The 15,594-nt window shown below is 41.9% G+C and carries 14 protein-coding genes; 12 read left to right on the top strand and 2 right to left on the bottom strand.

The features are described from left to right. Positions 1-130: 130 nt before the first annotated feature. The 5 genes from I595_RS05890 to I595_RS05870 all read left to right on the top strand — a co-directional run bounded on the left by I595_RS05890 (position 131) and on the right by I595_RS05870 (position 5,783). A complete protein-coding gene (locus tag I595_RS05890; RefSeq protein WP_054558447.1) occupies positions 131-577 on the top strand; it encodes a DUF4199 domain-containing protein in 447 nt (148 codons plus the stop codon). 100 nt (positions 578-677) lie between these two features. Then, positions 678-1,337, top strand: coding sequence for a 50S ribosomal protein L21 (gene rplU / locus I595_RS05885; RefSeq protein ID WP_054558701.1), 660 nt, complete (start codon positions 678-680; stop codon positions 1,335-1,337). A gap of 39 nt (positions 1,338-1,376) precedes the next feature. Then, on the top strand, positions 1,377-1,637 hold the full coding sequence (gene rpmA / locus I595_RS05880; RefSeq protein ID WP_054558446.1) for a 50S ribosomal protein L27: 261 nt from the start codon (positions 1,377-1,379) through the stop codon (positions 1,635-1,637). A 188-nt stretch (positions 1,638-1,825) separates the two neighbouring features. After that, positions 1,826-4,669, top strand: coding sequence for a TonB-dependent receptor (locus I595_RS05875; RefSeq protein ID WP_054558445.1), 2,844 nt, complete (start codon positions 1,826-1,828; stop codon positions 4,667-4,669). Between the two features lie 70 nt (positions 4,670-4,739). Next, complete coding sequence (locus I595_RS05870; RefSeq protein WP_054558444.1) at positions 4,740-5,783, top strand: phytase; 1,044 nt, start codon at positions 4,740-4,742, stop codon at positions 5,781-5,783. Here the strand turns inward: I595_RS05870 and I595_RS05865 are convergent. Together I595_RS05865 and ahcY are read right to left on the bottom strand one after the other, a co-directional pair. Next, a complete protein-coding gene (locus I595_RS05865; protein WP_054558443.1) occupies positions 5,755-6,858 on the bottom strand; it encodes an SDR family oxidoreductase in 1,104 nt (367 codons plus the stop codon). The two genes, I595_RS05870 and I595_RS05865, sit on opposite strands and share 29 nt — an antisense overlap. Before the next feature lie 84 nt (positions 6,859-6,942). Beyond that, positions 6,943-8,259: an adenosylhomocysteinase gene (ahcY, locus tag I595_RS05860; protein ID WP_054558442.1), complete on the bottom strand. Its 1,317-nt coding sequence runs from the start codon at positions 8,257-8,259 to the stop codon at positions 6,943-6,945. A 62-nt stretch (positions 8,260-8,321) separates the two neighbouring features. Between ahcY and I595_RS05855 the strand changes: the two genes are divergently transcribed. The 7 genes from I595_RS05855 (at position 8,322) to I595_RS05825 (ending at position 15,593) form a co-directional block, all read left to right on the top strand. Next, positions 8,322-8,954 (top strand): 4'-phosphopantetheinyl transferase family protein, encoded by a 633-nt coding sequence (locus tag I595_RS05855; RefSeq protein WP_054558441.1) that lies wholly within the window; start codon positions 8,322-8,324, stop codon positions 8,952-8,954. A gap of 127 nt (positions 8,955-9,081) precedes the next feature. Next, on the top strand, positions 9,082-9,342 hold the full coding sequence (locus tag I595_RS05850) for a thiamine-binding protein (RefSeq protein ID WP_054558440.1): 261 nt from the start codon (positions 9,082-9,084) through the stop codon (positions 9,340-9,342). Beyond that, a complete protein-coding gene (gene pnuC / locus I595_RS05845) occupies positions 9,326-10,060 on the top strand; it encodes a nicotinamide riboside transporter PnuC (RefSeq protein WP_245628232.1) in 735 nt (244 codons plus the stop codon). The genes I595_RS05850 and pnuC overlap by 17 nt, the downstream gene beginning before the upstream one ends. Continuing rightward, a complete protein-coding gene (locus I595_RS05840) occupies positions 10,015-12,114 on the top strand; it encodes a DUF4301 family protein (RefSeq protein ID WP_054558439.1) in 2,100 nt (699 codons plus the stop codon). The genes pnuC and I595_RS05840 overlap by 46 nt, the downstream gene beginning before the upstream one ends. Positions 12,115-12,239: 125 nt before the next feature. Next, positions 12,240-12,434 (top strand): hypothetical protein, encoded by a 195-nt coding sequence (locus tag I595_RS05835; RefSeq protein ID WP_157449655.1) that lies wholly within the window; start codon positions 12,240-12,242, stop codon positions 12,432-12,434. 374 nt (positions 12,435-12,808) lie between these two features. Next, complete coding sequence (locus I595_RS05830; protein ID WP_157449654.1) at positions 12,809-13,111, top strand: hypothetical protein; 303 nt, start codon at positions 12,809-12,811, stop codon at positions 13,109-13,111. 322 nt (positions 13,112-13,433) lie between these two features. Then, positions 13,434-15,593, top strand: coding sequence for a TonB-dependent receptor (locus I595_RS05825; protein WP_054558436.1), 2,160 nt, complete (start codon positions 13,434-13,436; stop codon positions 15,591-15,593). Position 15,594 lies beyond the last annotated feature (1 nt).

Below are 15,594 nucleotides of genomic sequence, written 5' to 3'. Positions count from 1 at the left end.
GTAGTGTTTTTAACACATCTGTTACACGAATATAAAAGATTTGTATACTGCGATGGAAAAGGCTTATCGCTTTAACAAGATTTTATGTAATAAAAGTGTATTTTAAGAGAGAACAAAAAAATCGATAAAAATGAAAAACATTACGTTGCCATTTAGATTTGGAATTGCCGCCACAGGTGGATTAATTGCGTATTTCCTTTTATTGGCCTTGGTCAATAAACACACCAATATTTTCTTTAGTCTTTTTAATGGGGTAATTACTGGTTTTGCCATTTATGAAGTCATAAAATACACTAAGATTCAGTTAGCGGATTCCTTTACCTATTCCAAGGGTTTTACCAATGGCGTCATTACGGGTTTTGTAGCTACTTTGTTATTTACCATATTTTTTGCCATTTATAGTACGGAGCTGAACCCTGATTTTTTGGTCCAACTATCTAAAAAATGGGCAAACGCCTATTCCAATTTTCAAGGAATCGTCTTTTTTACGGTGGCCATTATGGGATTTGCGACTACCATTGTACTTACCTTAACTTTTATGCAACTATTTAAGGATTCCAATAACTTAAAAAAATAGCCCTGCAATTGTTTAAAATTACTTGTAGTTTAGGGATTTAGCAGTATATTTGCACCCGCTATTTGAGAAAATGGCGATGGAACAAAACAAATATGTAATTATGTACGCAATTGTAGAGATGGCAGGGCAGCAGTTTAAAGTTGCAAAAGACCAAAAAGTGTACGTTCACCGTTTACAGACCGAGGAAGGGAAAAAAGTCACATTTGACAAGGTTTTTCTTTTGGACGATAACGGCAACGTTACTGTAGGCGCCCCAGTCATAGACGGAGCGGCCGTAGAGGCCAAAGTCGTAAAACACCTAAGGGGTGACAAGGTTATCGTTTTCCATAAGAAAAGGAGAAAAGGATACCGTAAAAAAAATGGCCACAGACAATCTTTAACAGAGATTGTGGTAGAAAGCATTGTAGCTAAAGGCGCCAAGAAGGCAGCCCCTGCAAAAGCAAAGGCAGCTGCTCCCAAAAAGGAAGCGGCTCCAAAAGCGGCCCCAACGCCAAACAAAGCCCCAGCTAAGGCAAAGGCAGATGATTTAAAAAAGATAGAGGGTATTGGACCAAAAATAGCTTCTACTTTAGCCGATGCAGGTATCACTACCTTTGCAGCATTAGCAAAAGCAACTCCGGAAAAGATTTCGGAAATCATTGCGGAGGTGCGTGGCAACCATGTTACCGATACTTGGCCACAGCAAGCACAAATGGCTGCCGATGGTAAATGGGACGAGCTTAAAAAATGGCAAGACGAATTAGACGGTGGTAAGGCATAAGCTGCACCATTAATCATAAAACAATAAAACCGTAGAAAAATGGCACATAAAAAAGGTGTAGGTAGTTCCAAGAACGGTAGGGAATCAGAATCTAAACGTTTAGGGGTAAAGATTTTTGGTGGCCAAGCCGCAATTGCTGGTAACATCATCGTTAGACAGCGCGGAACCAAACACAACCCAGGAGAGAATGTTTATGCGGGTAAAGATCATACTTTGCATGCAAGGGTAGATGGCTTGGTAAAGTTTGAAAAGAAAGCCGGTGGAAAATCATATGTTTCCATTGAGCCGTTTCAGGCTTAACAAAGCCCTTCATCCTAACAAAATAAAACCCTCACCTTCCTCGGTGGGGGTTTTTTGTTATCTAAAAGTTAACTCCCTATTAAATAGCATTAAAAAACAAACAAACTTAAATTTATCTTAAAAATTTAGAAACAGCCTTTCTGAAAAACATCAAATTTCTTTGTGGAAACTAATTCAACCACTAGAAAATGAAATTTTTAATTCGATGTTTTATCCTGTTTAGCCCTTTCTACATCTTTGCGCAGGCAGGAAATGTTCAAGGTACCATATCTGATGAAAACGGAATTTATGTTTCGGGAGCCAATGTTTTTATTAAAAGCTTAAACCGGGGAACGATATCTAATTTTGATGGTCGCTTCTCTTTGGTGGGCGTACCAGAAGGCAAGTATACACTGGAAATTACCTACATTGGTTATGGAAACGTTGCCCAAGAAGTTTCCGTGACAGAAGGCCAAACCACAAGTATTGTTATTGAACTCTCGCCTTCTAATTACCAGCTAGACGAGGTGGAGGTAGCAGCACAGGGATTAAGTGGCCAAGCAAAGGCATTAAATACCCAACGTACCAATTTAAATATTACCAATGTGGTATCCACGGACCAAATCGGAAAGTTTCCTGATGCCAATATTGGCGATGCGGTAAAGCGAATTCCCGGTATTACCATGCAGGTAGATCAAGGTGAGGCCCGTAACGTCATCATTAGAGGGCTTTCACCGCAATTGAATTCAGTTACCTTGAACGGCAGTCGAATACCGTCTGCTGAAGGCGATAACCGAAACATTCAGATGGACTTGATTCCGTCAGATATGATCCAAACCATCGAGGTGAACAAGGCCGTTACCCCAGATATGGATGCTGATGCCCTTGGTGGATCGGTTAATTTGGTGACCAGAACGGCCCCGCAGGGATTTCGACTTTCGGCCAACCTAGGTTCGGGAATCAATTTTATAACCGATAGAAGGAACCTTAATGCCTCGTTTTTATTGGGTGATCGCACAAAAGATGGAAAATTTGGATGGATGTTGGGGGCAGTGGTACAAGACAATGATTTTGGCTCTGACAACATTGAAGCGGAGTGGAACGACGAATTTTCGTTCACCAATGCCGCCGGGGAGGAAGAAGATTTGGATGTTGATCCATATACCGATGTCTTTGAACAGCGTACGTATTTGGTGCAGCGGGTTAGACGCAGTTTTTCTGCCAATTTTGATTATCAATTTGATGCCAACAACTCCATTTACCTAAAAACAATGTACAATTGGCGGGATGACCGTGAAAACAGATATGTGCTTGCCCAAGAGGTGTTGGACGCAGAAGATATTCAAGAGGGTGATTTTACGATTACCGATGGTCGGCCCACCCGTTTTCCGGCTGAGATAGCGCGCGAAACCAAAGCGGGAATCGATAACAATCGGAATCAAAATACCCGCTTGGAAGACCAACGGATGCAGAATTACACCTTAGGGGGCGATCACTTGTGGGGCAAGGCGAAGGTTGATTGGCTGGCTTCTTATGCCATCGCATCCGAAGAACGCTTGGATGAGCGGTATGCCCAATATACGGCGGAGTACATTGTTAATAATGACAATAGCAACCCAAGGTTTCCTATCATGACGGCTGAAAATCCAGCAAACACCAACGATTTAGGTTCCTTTGAATTTGATGAGATCACCAATGAGACCCAATTTACCGATGAAGAGGATATCAATATCTTCCTCAATGTTGAGTTGCCAGCAAACTTGTTCGGTCAAGAAGATGGTACCATACAATTTGGTGCCCGGGGCAGGTTTAAGGGCAAATTTCGAGAAAATGATTTCTTTGAATACGATTTGGAAGATACCTTTCCAGCAATGGATGGTATTCCAACCATAGATTCGACCGACCCCAATTTTTTGGCGGGTAGCCAATATGCCGCTGGGTTCTATCCATCCCCAAGCTGGTTGGGCGGCCTAGATTTGAACGAAAATAATGGTGAACCTGTGTTAGAGGAGTTTTTGCCCGGAAATTTTGACATACGCGAAGATGTGCTAGCTGCATACCTGATGTTCAATCAAAAACTGTCTGATAAGCTAAGTGTTTTGGCCGGGGTGCGCGTAGAAAATACCCAACTACAATCTGAAGGCTTTAGCTTAAATTTTGGCGAGGATGATGTGGTCGTTGAAGAGGTGAGTGATGAAACCTCGTACACCAATGTGCTGCCTGGAGTGCACTTCAAGTATGATATCACGGATAGAACGATTCTTCGTTTTGCATGGACCAACACCTTGGCCAGGCCTAATTATGAAGATTTGATTCCAAGGGCAGAAATTGTAAATGCCGACGACGAGATTATCTTAGGAAACGCACAATTAGACCCAACAACATCAATGAACTTTGATGTGATGGGTGAACATTATCTTGAGAGCATTGGCCTCGTATCGGGTGGGCTGTTTTACAAGCGAATCAACGATTTTATTTACACCTTTATTTCTGAGGCCCCTGATGATTCTTTTGCACCCGGCACCGCAGGCTTTGATGTATTTCAACCATTGAACGGTGACGATGCCTCTATATTCGGGGCGGAGTTTTCTTTTCAAAGACAGCTTGATTTTTTACCGGGATTTGCGAGGAATTTTAGCGTCTTTTTGAACTATACCTTCTTGACCTCAACCGCCAATGGTATCAGAAATGAAGATGGAGATGAACGTGCCGATGATTTGGCACTGCCAAACACAGCGCCAAATATGTTCAACGCTTCCTTAGGTTACGCGGGCAAGCGGTTCAGTGCCAGATTGTCGGCCAATTTTTCAGATGCTTACATTGACGAACTTGGCGGTAATGCCTTTGAGGATAGGTACTACGATCAACAGTTTTTTCTTGATTTCAATTCAAGTTACGCCATCAATAACAAGCTACGGATTTATGCCGACCTTAATAACATTACCGACCAGCCCTTGCGATTTTTTCAAGGGGTTAGTGAGCGTACGCAACAAGCGGAATATTATGGTTTACGACTTACTTTTGGCCTGAAGTACGATTTGTTTAGAAAATAAGTTTGAGTCCGTTTAACGTTCAAGACCGTCCTTTTGTGACAAAAGGCGGTTTTGTTTTCATTTGATTACCATGAGATATTTCGTATTGATTTTTGTAGCGTCAAGCTTATTGTTTTCTTGCCATCGCAGCAAGCTACCTCCGATTCCTCCTGAGGTGGTGACTGAATCTACCGTAAATGATACGGATGACCCAGCCATCTGGGTGAATGCCAAAAACCCTGCACAGAGTATCGTTTTTGGCACGGATAAAGAAACCAACGGGGCAATTTATGCGTTTGATTTAAACGGCAAAATTATTGGCGATAAGACCATTCGGAATATCAAAAGACCAAATAATGTCGATATTGAATATGGGTTTCAATTGAATGATTCCACTACCACTGATATTTTGGTTTTCACGGAACGGGAAAGAAAGCAAATACGGCTGTTTTCAGTACCTGATATGAAGGCACTGGATGGTGGGGGTTTTCCGGTTTTTCAAGATGCGACTGCCACAGGTCATGACCTGCCCATGGGTATCAGTCTTTATAAATCGCCAAAGGATAGTACCGTATATGCCATCGTAGGCCGTAAAAGTGGACCGCAAACAGATTACATTCATCAATATGCACTTAGGTCTGACAGCGTTGGGGTTAAGGCGCAACTGGTTCGTACGTTTGGCACCTTTAGTGGCCAAAAAGAAATTGAAGCTATTGCGGTGGATGACGCACTTGGATGGGTCTACTATGCAGACGAGGGGGTTTGTATTCGAAAATATTATGCAGAGCCTAGCATGGGCAATAGTGAAGTATCCTGTTTTGGGGGAGAATACTTCCTTGAAGATATCGAAGGTATTGCCATAGCAACTTACAATAATGGAAAAGGACACATCATCGTTTCCAATCAACAAAAAGGGGAATTCAATATTTTCTCCAGAGAGTCCAACGAGTTCCTAAAGGCCGTTAATCTTTCCACAATGGAGACTGATGGCTGTGAGGTGGTCACTGTGCCTTTAAACGATACCTTTTCATCTGGGTTGTTCGTGGCAATGAACGATGAAAAGAACTTCTATTTCTATGACCTGAAGAAAGTTTTGCCAGACTGTCTCACCAACGCTGATTGCGAAACCCGTTGATTTTAGCGTATTCTATGGTGTTTACGAGATAGTCTTCCAAGTTATACTGGGGTATGGGTAAAATACTTTCCAAGAGGGTGGTATCCCATTCGTATGGTTTGGCGGTTAGGTAAGGGGTTAAGTGAATCCCAATGGTTTCATAGTAAAACCGTTCCAGTGTACTTTCAAATTCTGTGGCGGTCTCCAACAACTCTTGGGTGAGGTTAAAATTTTTAAAATTAACGGTTTCCAAAATCTTGGAGATTCCGGTAAAGATTTCAGTGCCTTTGGAATTGACAATATTGAGCTGTTCCACGGCAGTATCAAAAACTTTGGTGATGACCTTGGCAGCGTAATCTGTGGGAATAATATTGAGCTTGCTATCTGCATTGGCCTGAATGCGCACGGAATCCTTGGAGTTGCTACGGTGAAAAAATTTGGCAAATAGGTAGAACACCATGTATTTGGAGATAAAGAACGTGGGTTTGTCCAAAATGTTTCCGCCCAATACACTTGGCCTTAATACCTGAACGTCTATATGCGAGGACTTTCCAGCGCTTACCAAGAACTTTTCGGCAGCGTGTTTGGACGCTTCGTAGAAATTACGATACTCTTGTTGTTCCAGCCCCACATAATCATCGTTTAAAAGACCCTCTAACTTGCCCGCGGAGAAGGCCGTGCTTATATAGATAAATTTTCTAAGGTAAGGGGTGTACGCTTTAAAAATATGTTGGGTAAAGGTCAGGTTTTCCCTAAAGATTTCCTCCCTACTGTTGGGGTCAATGGAAAGGTTAACGTATCCGGCAGAATGGATAAGATAATAGGGGATGTTTGTCCGTAGAAAGTTTTGGGGCTGTAGCACCTGATCTGCATCTACTACCATTAGCTTATGGTGTACGGCCGCTAGGTTTTCTTTGATGAAAAGTGGTGCCATAGGGCTTTCCAGCATGTTTTTAACCCTATTTATTGGGCTTATTCGTTGCTTTTTCCTTACAATCAATACCAGTTGTTCAATTTCGCTAAACCGGGTTTCCAATAAGGAAAAAAGAACCTGGGAACCCAATGTTCCCGTGGCACCAGTGAGAATAATGTGCATACCTAATGGATTGTTGTGGCAAATATCGGTTAAAAAATAAACCCCTGACGTTTGCCAAGGGTCTATGTTTTTAATGTTTTGGGTTTAGTACCGGTAATATTCCGGTTTGTAAGGACCTTCAACGGTTACGCCAATATATTGGGCTTGGTCTGGCTTTAATTCGGTCAATTCAGCACCTAAGCGCGCTAGGTGCAGTTTAGCCACTTTTTCATCTAAATGCTTGGGCAGCATGTACACCTCATTTTCATAGTTGGCACTGTTTTTCCAAAGCTCTATCTGTGCCAAGGTTTGGTTGGTAAAGGAGTTGCTCATCACAAAACTAGGGTGACCTGTAGCACAGCCAAGGTTCACCAATCGGCCTTCGGCCAAAATTATCACATCCTTGCCTTCTATGGTATACTTGTCTACCTGAGGTTTGATCTCATCTTTGGTGTGGCCATATTCCCCATTCAACCAAGCCATATCGATCTCGTTATCAAAATGCCCGATATTACAGACGATTGCTTTGTCCTTTAATGCCCTAAAATGCTCTTCACGAATGATATCTTTGTTTCCTGTGGTGGTAATTACGATATCCGCATTGCCCACGACGGTTTCTAATTTTTTCACCTCAAAACCATCCATACATGCTTGGAGCGCACAGATGGGATCAATCTCCGTAACCGTTACAATGGCACCCGCACCCCTAAACGAAGCAGCCGTTCCCTTACCTACGTCTCCATACCCACATACGGTTACCCGTTTTCCGGCAAGCATGGTGTCAGTAGCTCTTCTTATGGCGTCTACCGCACTTTCTTTACAGCCATATTTATTGTCAAATTTAGATTTGGTCACAGAATCGTTTACATTGATGGCCGGCATGGGAAGCGTCCCATTTTTTACACGTTCGTACAAACGGTGCACCCCGGTAGTGGTTTCTTCAGATAGGCCTTTGATTCCAGCGGCCAATTCAGGATATTGGTCCAGCACCATATTGGTCAAATCTCCTCCATCATCCAAAATCATATTTAACGGTTGTCTGTCCTCACCAAAGAACAACGTCTGTTCTATACACCAATCAAATTCTTCTTCGTTCATGCCTTTCCAAGCGTACACAGGTATTCCCGCAGCGGCAATGGCAGCGGCAGCATGGTCTTGGGTAGAGAAGATATTACAGGAGCTCCAGGTGACATCCGCGCCCAAATCTACCAAGGTCTCTATCAATACCGCAGTCTGTATGGTCATATGCAGGCATCCCGCAATTCTGGCACCCTTTAAAGGTTGTTCCTTTTTGTACTCTTCCCTTAGGGCCATTAAACCCGGCATTTCTGCTTCTGCAAGTTCTATTTCTTTTCTTCCCCAGTCTGCCAGGGCAATATCTTTCACCTTAAATGGTACAAACGGAATGGTTTTAACGCTCATGTTTTTTTATTTATTTCTAGCAATTTTGAAGTGCAAAGGTACAAATTACATAACTTTCGGGCGTGCCAATTTACAAAACCATAACAGTATCCAAAACCACAGTGCTTTACATTTGGCAAGTCACTGAGGCAGAAGCATGGCTTAATACAGGGGTAATACTCACCAAGCACTGCCAAGAGCGGCTTTTTGCCATGAAATCTGCACTCCACCGCAGGGCGTTTTTAAGTATACGGCATTTATTCCATGCCGCTGGTTTTGAGGATAAGGATGTGTATTATAATGATCATGGAAAGCCATTTTTGTACGATGGAAGGCATATTTCCATTACCCATTCCAATGAGTTTACCGCAATCATCGTAAGCAGTGCTCAAGAGGTTGGGGTAGATATTGAAAAACAGCGCGACAAAATTTTACGCATTGCCCATAAATTTACCCCCTTGGCAGCGTATAGAACCTTGGCAAATACAGAGGCAATCATAAGAAAGCTCACCATTGTCTGGGGAGCAAAGGAATCGCTCTACAAAATATATGCACAACCTGGTTTAAGCTTCTTAAAGCATATTGATGTACAGGATTTTGTCTTTGAAGATGGAAGTACGGAGGCAGACATACACTACCAAGGACAAAAGACCAGCTATACCATTTTTTTTCTGGAATTTGAAGGGTTCACTTGCGTGTACGCGCTTGGAAAGTAACACAAACTGTACGCGACTGGTGCAGGTGAGCAATATTAGAAAGCAGCTGAAAGAAGAAACGAAAAAATAAGAAACGAGAAACAATAAAAGACCAATTTAAGAACCAAGGACCCAAAGCCAACAGCATATGGAAATATCAGTAGAACTTACGTTTTCTCCCTTACAGGACGATTTTGAACAACACATCATCAACTTTATTAAAAAATTACGGGAGTCCGGACTTGCCATCTTGGAAAACCCGTTGAGTACCCAGGTTTTTGGGGAGTATAAACAGGTAATGGCCGTTTTGAACACAGAGATTGAAACGGCGTTTGCCCTTATGGACAAAGGATTGTTGTACATGAAAATAGTAAAATCTGACCGCAGTGGGTATGAGCCTCATTTTTGACAGGATGATAGCGCTTATTGATGCTTTGTCGTTTGTGGTGCAGTTAAACACGGAACATGCTTTCCATACCCTTTGGTCTTATACTGATGTAGGACATTGGCTGTTTTCACAATACGATGGGGTGCCAACCCACTTGATAGCTTTGGAGACCATTGCGGTGTTTTTTGGTTTTTTGAGCGTTTGGTTTTCAAAACGGGAGAATATTTTGGTGTATCCCACAGGTATCATAAGCACCGCAATTTTTGTATATATTTTGTGGGTTTATGGCCTCTTGGGCGATATGCTCATTAATGCCTATTATTTTATGATGAGCATTTACGGATGGTACTTTTGGACACGTAAGGTAGACGCTAACCATTTTATACCCATCACTAAAATGGACGCTACGGAAAATAAACGGGCAGTACTCCTGTTTTTGGCGAGTATGGCACTGGTGGTTGCGGTCTATTTGGGTTTTGGTAAGTTTAATTCTTGGACCTCTTATATAGACACGTTTACCACCGCCATCTTTTTTGTGGGCATGTGGCTCATGGCCAAAAAGAAATTGGAGAATTGGGTTTTCTGGATTATAGGGGATATCATATCCGTACCGCTGTATCTTTATAAAGGATTGGTGTTTTCATCCGTCCAATATGTATTGTTTACCGTAATTGCCTTTTATGGCTACCAAGCATGGAAGAAAAACTTAGACAAGAGCCCTCAGACCTTATTAAAATAGTACTCTTTGGTCCGGAATCCACTGGGAAGACCACATTGGCCCAACAGTTGGCTGCACATTACAAAACGCACTGGGTGCCAGAATATGCCCGCGAATATTTGCAGAAGAAGTGGGATGCCTGCCAAAAAACCTGTGAACCCCAGGATCTGCTGCCCATAGCTGTAGGGCAAATTCAACTGGAAAACAAACTGGGCCAAACGGCCCATGAGTTGTTGATCTGTGATACGGATCTATTGGAGACCAAGGTATATTCAGAGGCTTATTATGTTGGACATTGCGATCCTATTTTAGAAAAATATGCGCTACAGAACACCTATGACCTGTATTTGTTGACCAATATTGATATTCCCTGGGAGGCAGACGATCTGCGGGACAAGCCAAATGAACGCCAAAAGATGTTCGCATATTTCAAAGAAGCCCTTGAGAAATATCATAAGAATTTTATTACTTTAAGCGGAGATAAGCAAACACGCTTTAGAAAAGCCGTAGAACAGATAGATAAGTTAAGAAGAATGAATATGGATTTGACCAAACAAGATATGGAACAGCTTGCATCCAAAGGAATCCCAAAGGAAAAGGTGCTGCATCAGATAGAAACATTTAAGGCAGGAATTCCCTTTGTAAATCTTGAAAAAGCTGCAGTAGTAGGCAGAGGAATCTCTAAGTTTACCGAGCAAGAACAGCAAGACTTGATTGAGCATTTTGAGTTGAACCGTGAACATGTATCACTTTTAAAATTTATTCCTGCCTCTGGCGCGGCTTCCCGTATGTTCAAAGCCATGTTCAATTTTATGGACGCCTATGATCCATCTACGGAGACATTACAGGCCTACTGTGAGCGCACCGGTGACAGCGCAGTACAACAATTTGTTGCCGGCCTACAAAATTTACCATTCTACCAGCAAATAATGGAAAGAATCGGAGGTCAATTTAAGACTGAGGGAGAAAAAGCGCATATGTTTGTAACGGAGATGCTAACTGAGGCGGGGCTTAACTATGGGTTTTTCCCAAAAGGATTGCTTCCCTTCCATAATTATGCCAATGGTGCCGCCACCCCTTTTGAAGAGCATTTAAAGGAAGCGGCACTGTATGCCAAGAGCGGTGGTGACGCAAAGTTGCACTTTACCATTTCTGAACAACATGATGCCATGTTCAAGGCCGAAGCACAAAGAACGGTTCCAAAAATAGGAGAAAGTACCCATACCAATTTTCATATTTCATACTCCAACCAAAAGCCATCTACAGACACCATTGCGGTGAATATGGACAATTCCCCTTTTAAAAATAATGATGGTACGTTATTGTTTAGGCCTGGCGGCCATGGTGCCCTTATAGAAAACCTGAACGATCAAGACGCAGATATCATTTTTATCAAGAATATTGATAATGTAGTGGTGGATGACAACCTGCCTGCGGTGGCCAACAGCAAAAAAATGTTGGCTGGCCTCTTATTAAAGGTACAGGCAAAGGCTTTTGAATATGCAACAAAGTTAGAGTCTGCCAGTATTACGGAAAATGAAGTGAATGTGGTCAAAAGCTTTTTGGAAAATGAGTTGAATGCCAGTTTTTCCACGGATTTTGATGGTCTAAACCATAATGATCGTATCTCGCAGTTACAAAATCTACTGAACAGACCCATACGTGTCTGCGGAATGGTTAAAAACGAAGGTGAACCTGGAGGTGGTCCTTTCTATATCAGGAATTCGCAGGACAAGGTTTCCTTGCAGATCATAGAATCTGCCCAAATAGACATGGAGAATGCGGAACAGCAATCCATTTTAAAGAACTCCACGCACTTTAACCCGGTAGATTTGGTATGTGCCGTTCGCAACCATAAAGGGGAAAAATATAATTTATTGGAGTTTGTGGACAGCAAACAAGGTTTTATCACGGAAAAAACAAAAGAGGGTAAATCCTTAAAAGCTTTGGAACTGCCTGGTCTTTGGAACGGGGCCATGGCATTTTGGAACACTATTTTCGTGGAAGTACCCTTAGTGACCTTTAATCCCGTTAAAACAGTCAACGATTTACTAAAAAAATCTCATCAGCCGTAAGGTATTGAAATTCAATAAATAAAACCGTTATCTAAGCTTTTTATAAGAGCAGGTAACGGTTTTTTTGTGCCCAAAAGTGACTTTGTAAAAACACTGGTGTCTTACTTATGAAAACAAATTATAGGATGAACGATATAGTAAAAACATCAATCTACGGAATAGCAACGATCACCATGCTACTTGTTGGAGCACATGTGGTAAGTGAAAGTGAGGAAACCGCTTTGGAAAAGTCGCTAAACATCAAAAAGCAGATTTCCGTAAATGACAATATTGTTGATACCGATAAAAAAGATATTACAAAACAGAAGAATAGGTCTTAAACTACTTTGTAGAAAGACCTTTGGTTGGTTGATTTGGTTGAAAGGGCCGTTTTCTTGATTACGGCCCTTTTTTAAAAAAAGAAAAAAATAATGTTGTCAAATATAATGTGGGCCATGGTGCTCATCGCAATTTTAAGTTTTGGGTATGCCATAAGTGTCATTACCCTTTATAAAGTAGGTAAACTAAAACAAAGCCATAGGTAGTACTTTACAATAACCATTAGCTATCTAAACCCCTTGTAACTTTTAGTTCCCCCCGAATACTAGGGTTACAACGGATTTTGAAAAGACTGCGAAAGCAGTCTTTTTTTTTGGTACATACAACAACTAAAGACCCACTCTTGCCCGTACATAGAGAAGAAAAAAACATAAAAATGACGTTTAAACTCTTAGCACTTGTCTTGTTAACATCCTTTACCAATGTGGAAATGACTCCCAATAAAGGAGATGGGGTTAATTTTAAGATAACCACAGAAGAATTTAAAAAGGTAGATTCCAGTGAACTTACGCCCCCAGTAGTCGAGGAAATTCTAAAACAGTACCCTACCTCTAAGTTGGCGGCTGTCTATAAAAACTCAAAGAATCAATTTAAGCTTATTATGGTCTTGCAAAGCGGGACTAGGAGAACGGTGTATATTGATCAATATGGTCGTTGGTTTAAACCTAAGAGCCACTAAACCAAACGCCTAAATTTTTATTTTCCGCAAACTTAAAAAAAGCATTGCGGTATTATAAAAACAACATTACATTTGTCCCATCTCAAAGGGGTGCGGAGTTTTGGTCAACCACCAGGATAAAGCTGAGATTATACCCAAAGAACCTGGGCGGGTAATGCCGCCAAGGGACAGACGAGTAAAAAGGTCCGGTAGGTCTTTTTATGAGGAGTGAGACGGTGCGCTGGTTTTGGCATCAACTTCAATCCGGGTTGTCAGATAGCTGACAAAAATTAATTGTTAACCTTGAATAATAGCCCCTTTTATTCGTAATAATTTCTTACGAATGAAACACTCTATGTTCTCTATTTTAGCCCTTTTTGGGCTTGCGTTATCGGTAACTGCACAAAACCAACAGCAGGATACCGTTCAAAACAAAAAAGTTACCTTGGATGAAGTGGTAGTGTCCGCATCCAGGGCAACTACCAAAATTCCGGTCACCTTTACCAATCTTAAAAAGGAACAGATTCAGAAGGTTAACTTAGGGCAGGATATTCCCATATTGTTAAATTACCTTCCAAACGTAGTGACCACCAGTTTTGATGGTACGGGCATCGGTTACACCGATTTTTGGATTCGTGGTTCCGATAATTCCCGCATCAATGTCACCATCAATGGTATACCCTATAATGATGCCGATAGCCAGACATCGTTCTTTATAAACCTTCAGGATTTTGCATCTTCCATAGAAAATATCCAAGTACAGCGTGGCGTGGGTACATCAACCAACGGGGCGGGTGCCTTTGCAGCCTCTGTCAATATTCTGACGGATACCCATACGGAGGAGCCCTTTACCCAAATAGCCAATAGCATTGGTAGTTTTGGAGCCAGAAAGCATACCCTGCGTTTTGGAACCGGTATGCTTAACGATCACTTTGCCTTTTCCGGTAGGCTTTCAAGAATTAAATCCGATGGTTTTGTGGACCGCGCCTTTTCTGACCTGCGCTCCTATTTTTTTGATGGCATCTATAAGGATGACAATACCTTGATCAAGGCCGTTGTATTTGGGGGTGAGGAAATTGCCGGGCTTTCCTTTTTTGGATTGAACAGGGAAAGGTTGAACATTGATCGCACCTTTAATGATGACGGACTGTACTTGGATGCGGACGGGAACCCACAGTTCTACGATCGCCAGACGGACAATTACAAACAAGACCATTACCAATTGCACCTTACCCAGCGCTTTAGTGATCATTGGGTGGGCAACGTCTCATTTCACTACACCAATAGCCGTGGGTTTTTTGAGCAGTACATTGAGTCTGACCCCAGTTTTTTCAATGGCGATCTGGCCTTTTACCGTTTGCAGCCTTTTGAGGCCAACGGGCAAACCATAGAACGATCGGATTTAACTACCCGTAGGCACTTGAACAGCGATTTTTATGGTACTGTTTTTAGTTTAAATTATACGGATGCTAATTGGAACGCAGTCATAGGCGGTGGTTTCAATAGGTATGATGGTGAACAGTTTGGTGAAGTGACCGCAACGGAATTTGCCCCGTTGCCCAGTTTTCCTTTCCGGTTCTATGAGAATGAAAGTGATAAACGGGATTTTAATAGCTATGTGAAGGCCACTTACCAGCTGAATGATAAACTATCCCTTTTTGGGGACCTACAACTGCGCCATATCAGTTATGAGGCCAACGGACCACTTTTTGATCCATCCGTAGCCTTGGCGGTAAATCAAGACTTTACTTTCTTTAACCCAAAGGCAGGTCTTACCTATAGGCCCAACAACCAGAATAGCCTTTATTTCTCTTACGCCCGTGCCAATAGGGAACCGGCACGGGTAGATTTTGAAACGGGCGATCCAGAACCGGAAAGCCTCAATGATTTTGAGTTGGGCTGGCGCTATGTCTCCACTAATTTTCAGTTGAACACCAACCTCTACTATTTGGATTTTGAAAACCAATTGGTATTAACGGGAGAATTGGACGAGGTAGGATTCCCCATACGTACCAACAGCGGACAGAGTTATAGGTTTGGTTTGGAAGTTGATGCAAATCTTAATCTTAATAAATGGAATTTTAGACCAAACATCGCCTTGAGTACCAACAGGAATATAGATTTTCTGCAGGAAGATGGACAGGGGGGCTTTACCAATTTAGGAAACACCAATATTTCATTTTCCCCGGATATTGTGGTGGGCAATGTCATCACTTACGCTTTCACGGATTCTTTTAACGCCAGCTTCTTTTCCAAATATGTTGGTGAGCAGTTTATGACCAATACGGATAGTAATGCCATAGATGCTTATTTTGTGAACGATGTTAACTTGCAATACACTATTAACAAGCTATCCTTATTGAAATCTGTTGTATTTACCGCCCAGGTAAATAACATTTTTGATTTGGAGTATGAAAATAACGGATATGTGTTCTTTGAGGAATCTTTTTTCTATCCGCAAGCGGGAATTAACTTCCTTCTTGGGGCAACCTTAAACTTTTAGG

This window comes from Croceitalea dokdonensis DOKDO 023 (assembly GCF_001306415.1).
Classification (GTDB): Bacteria; Bacteroidota; Bacteroidia; order Flavobacteriales; family Flavobacteriaceae; genus Croceitalea; species Croceitalea dokdonensis.
The sequence above is the reverse complement of the archived record's forward strand: the minus strand, read 5'-3'. Positions and strand labels throughout refer to the sequence as shown.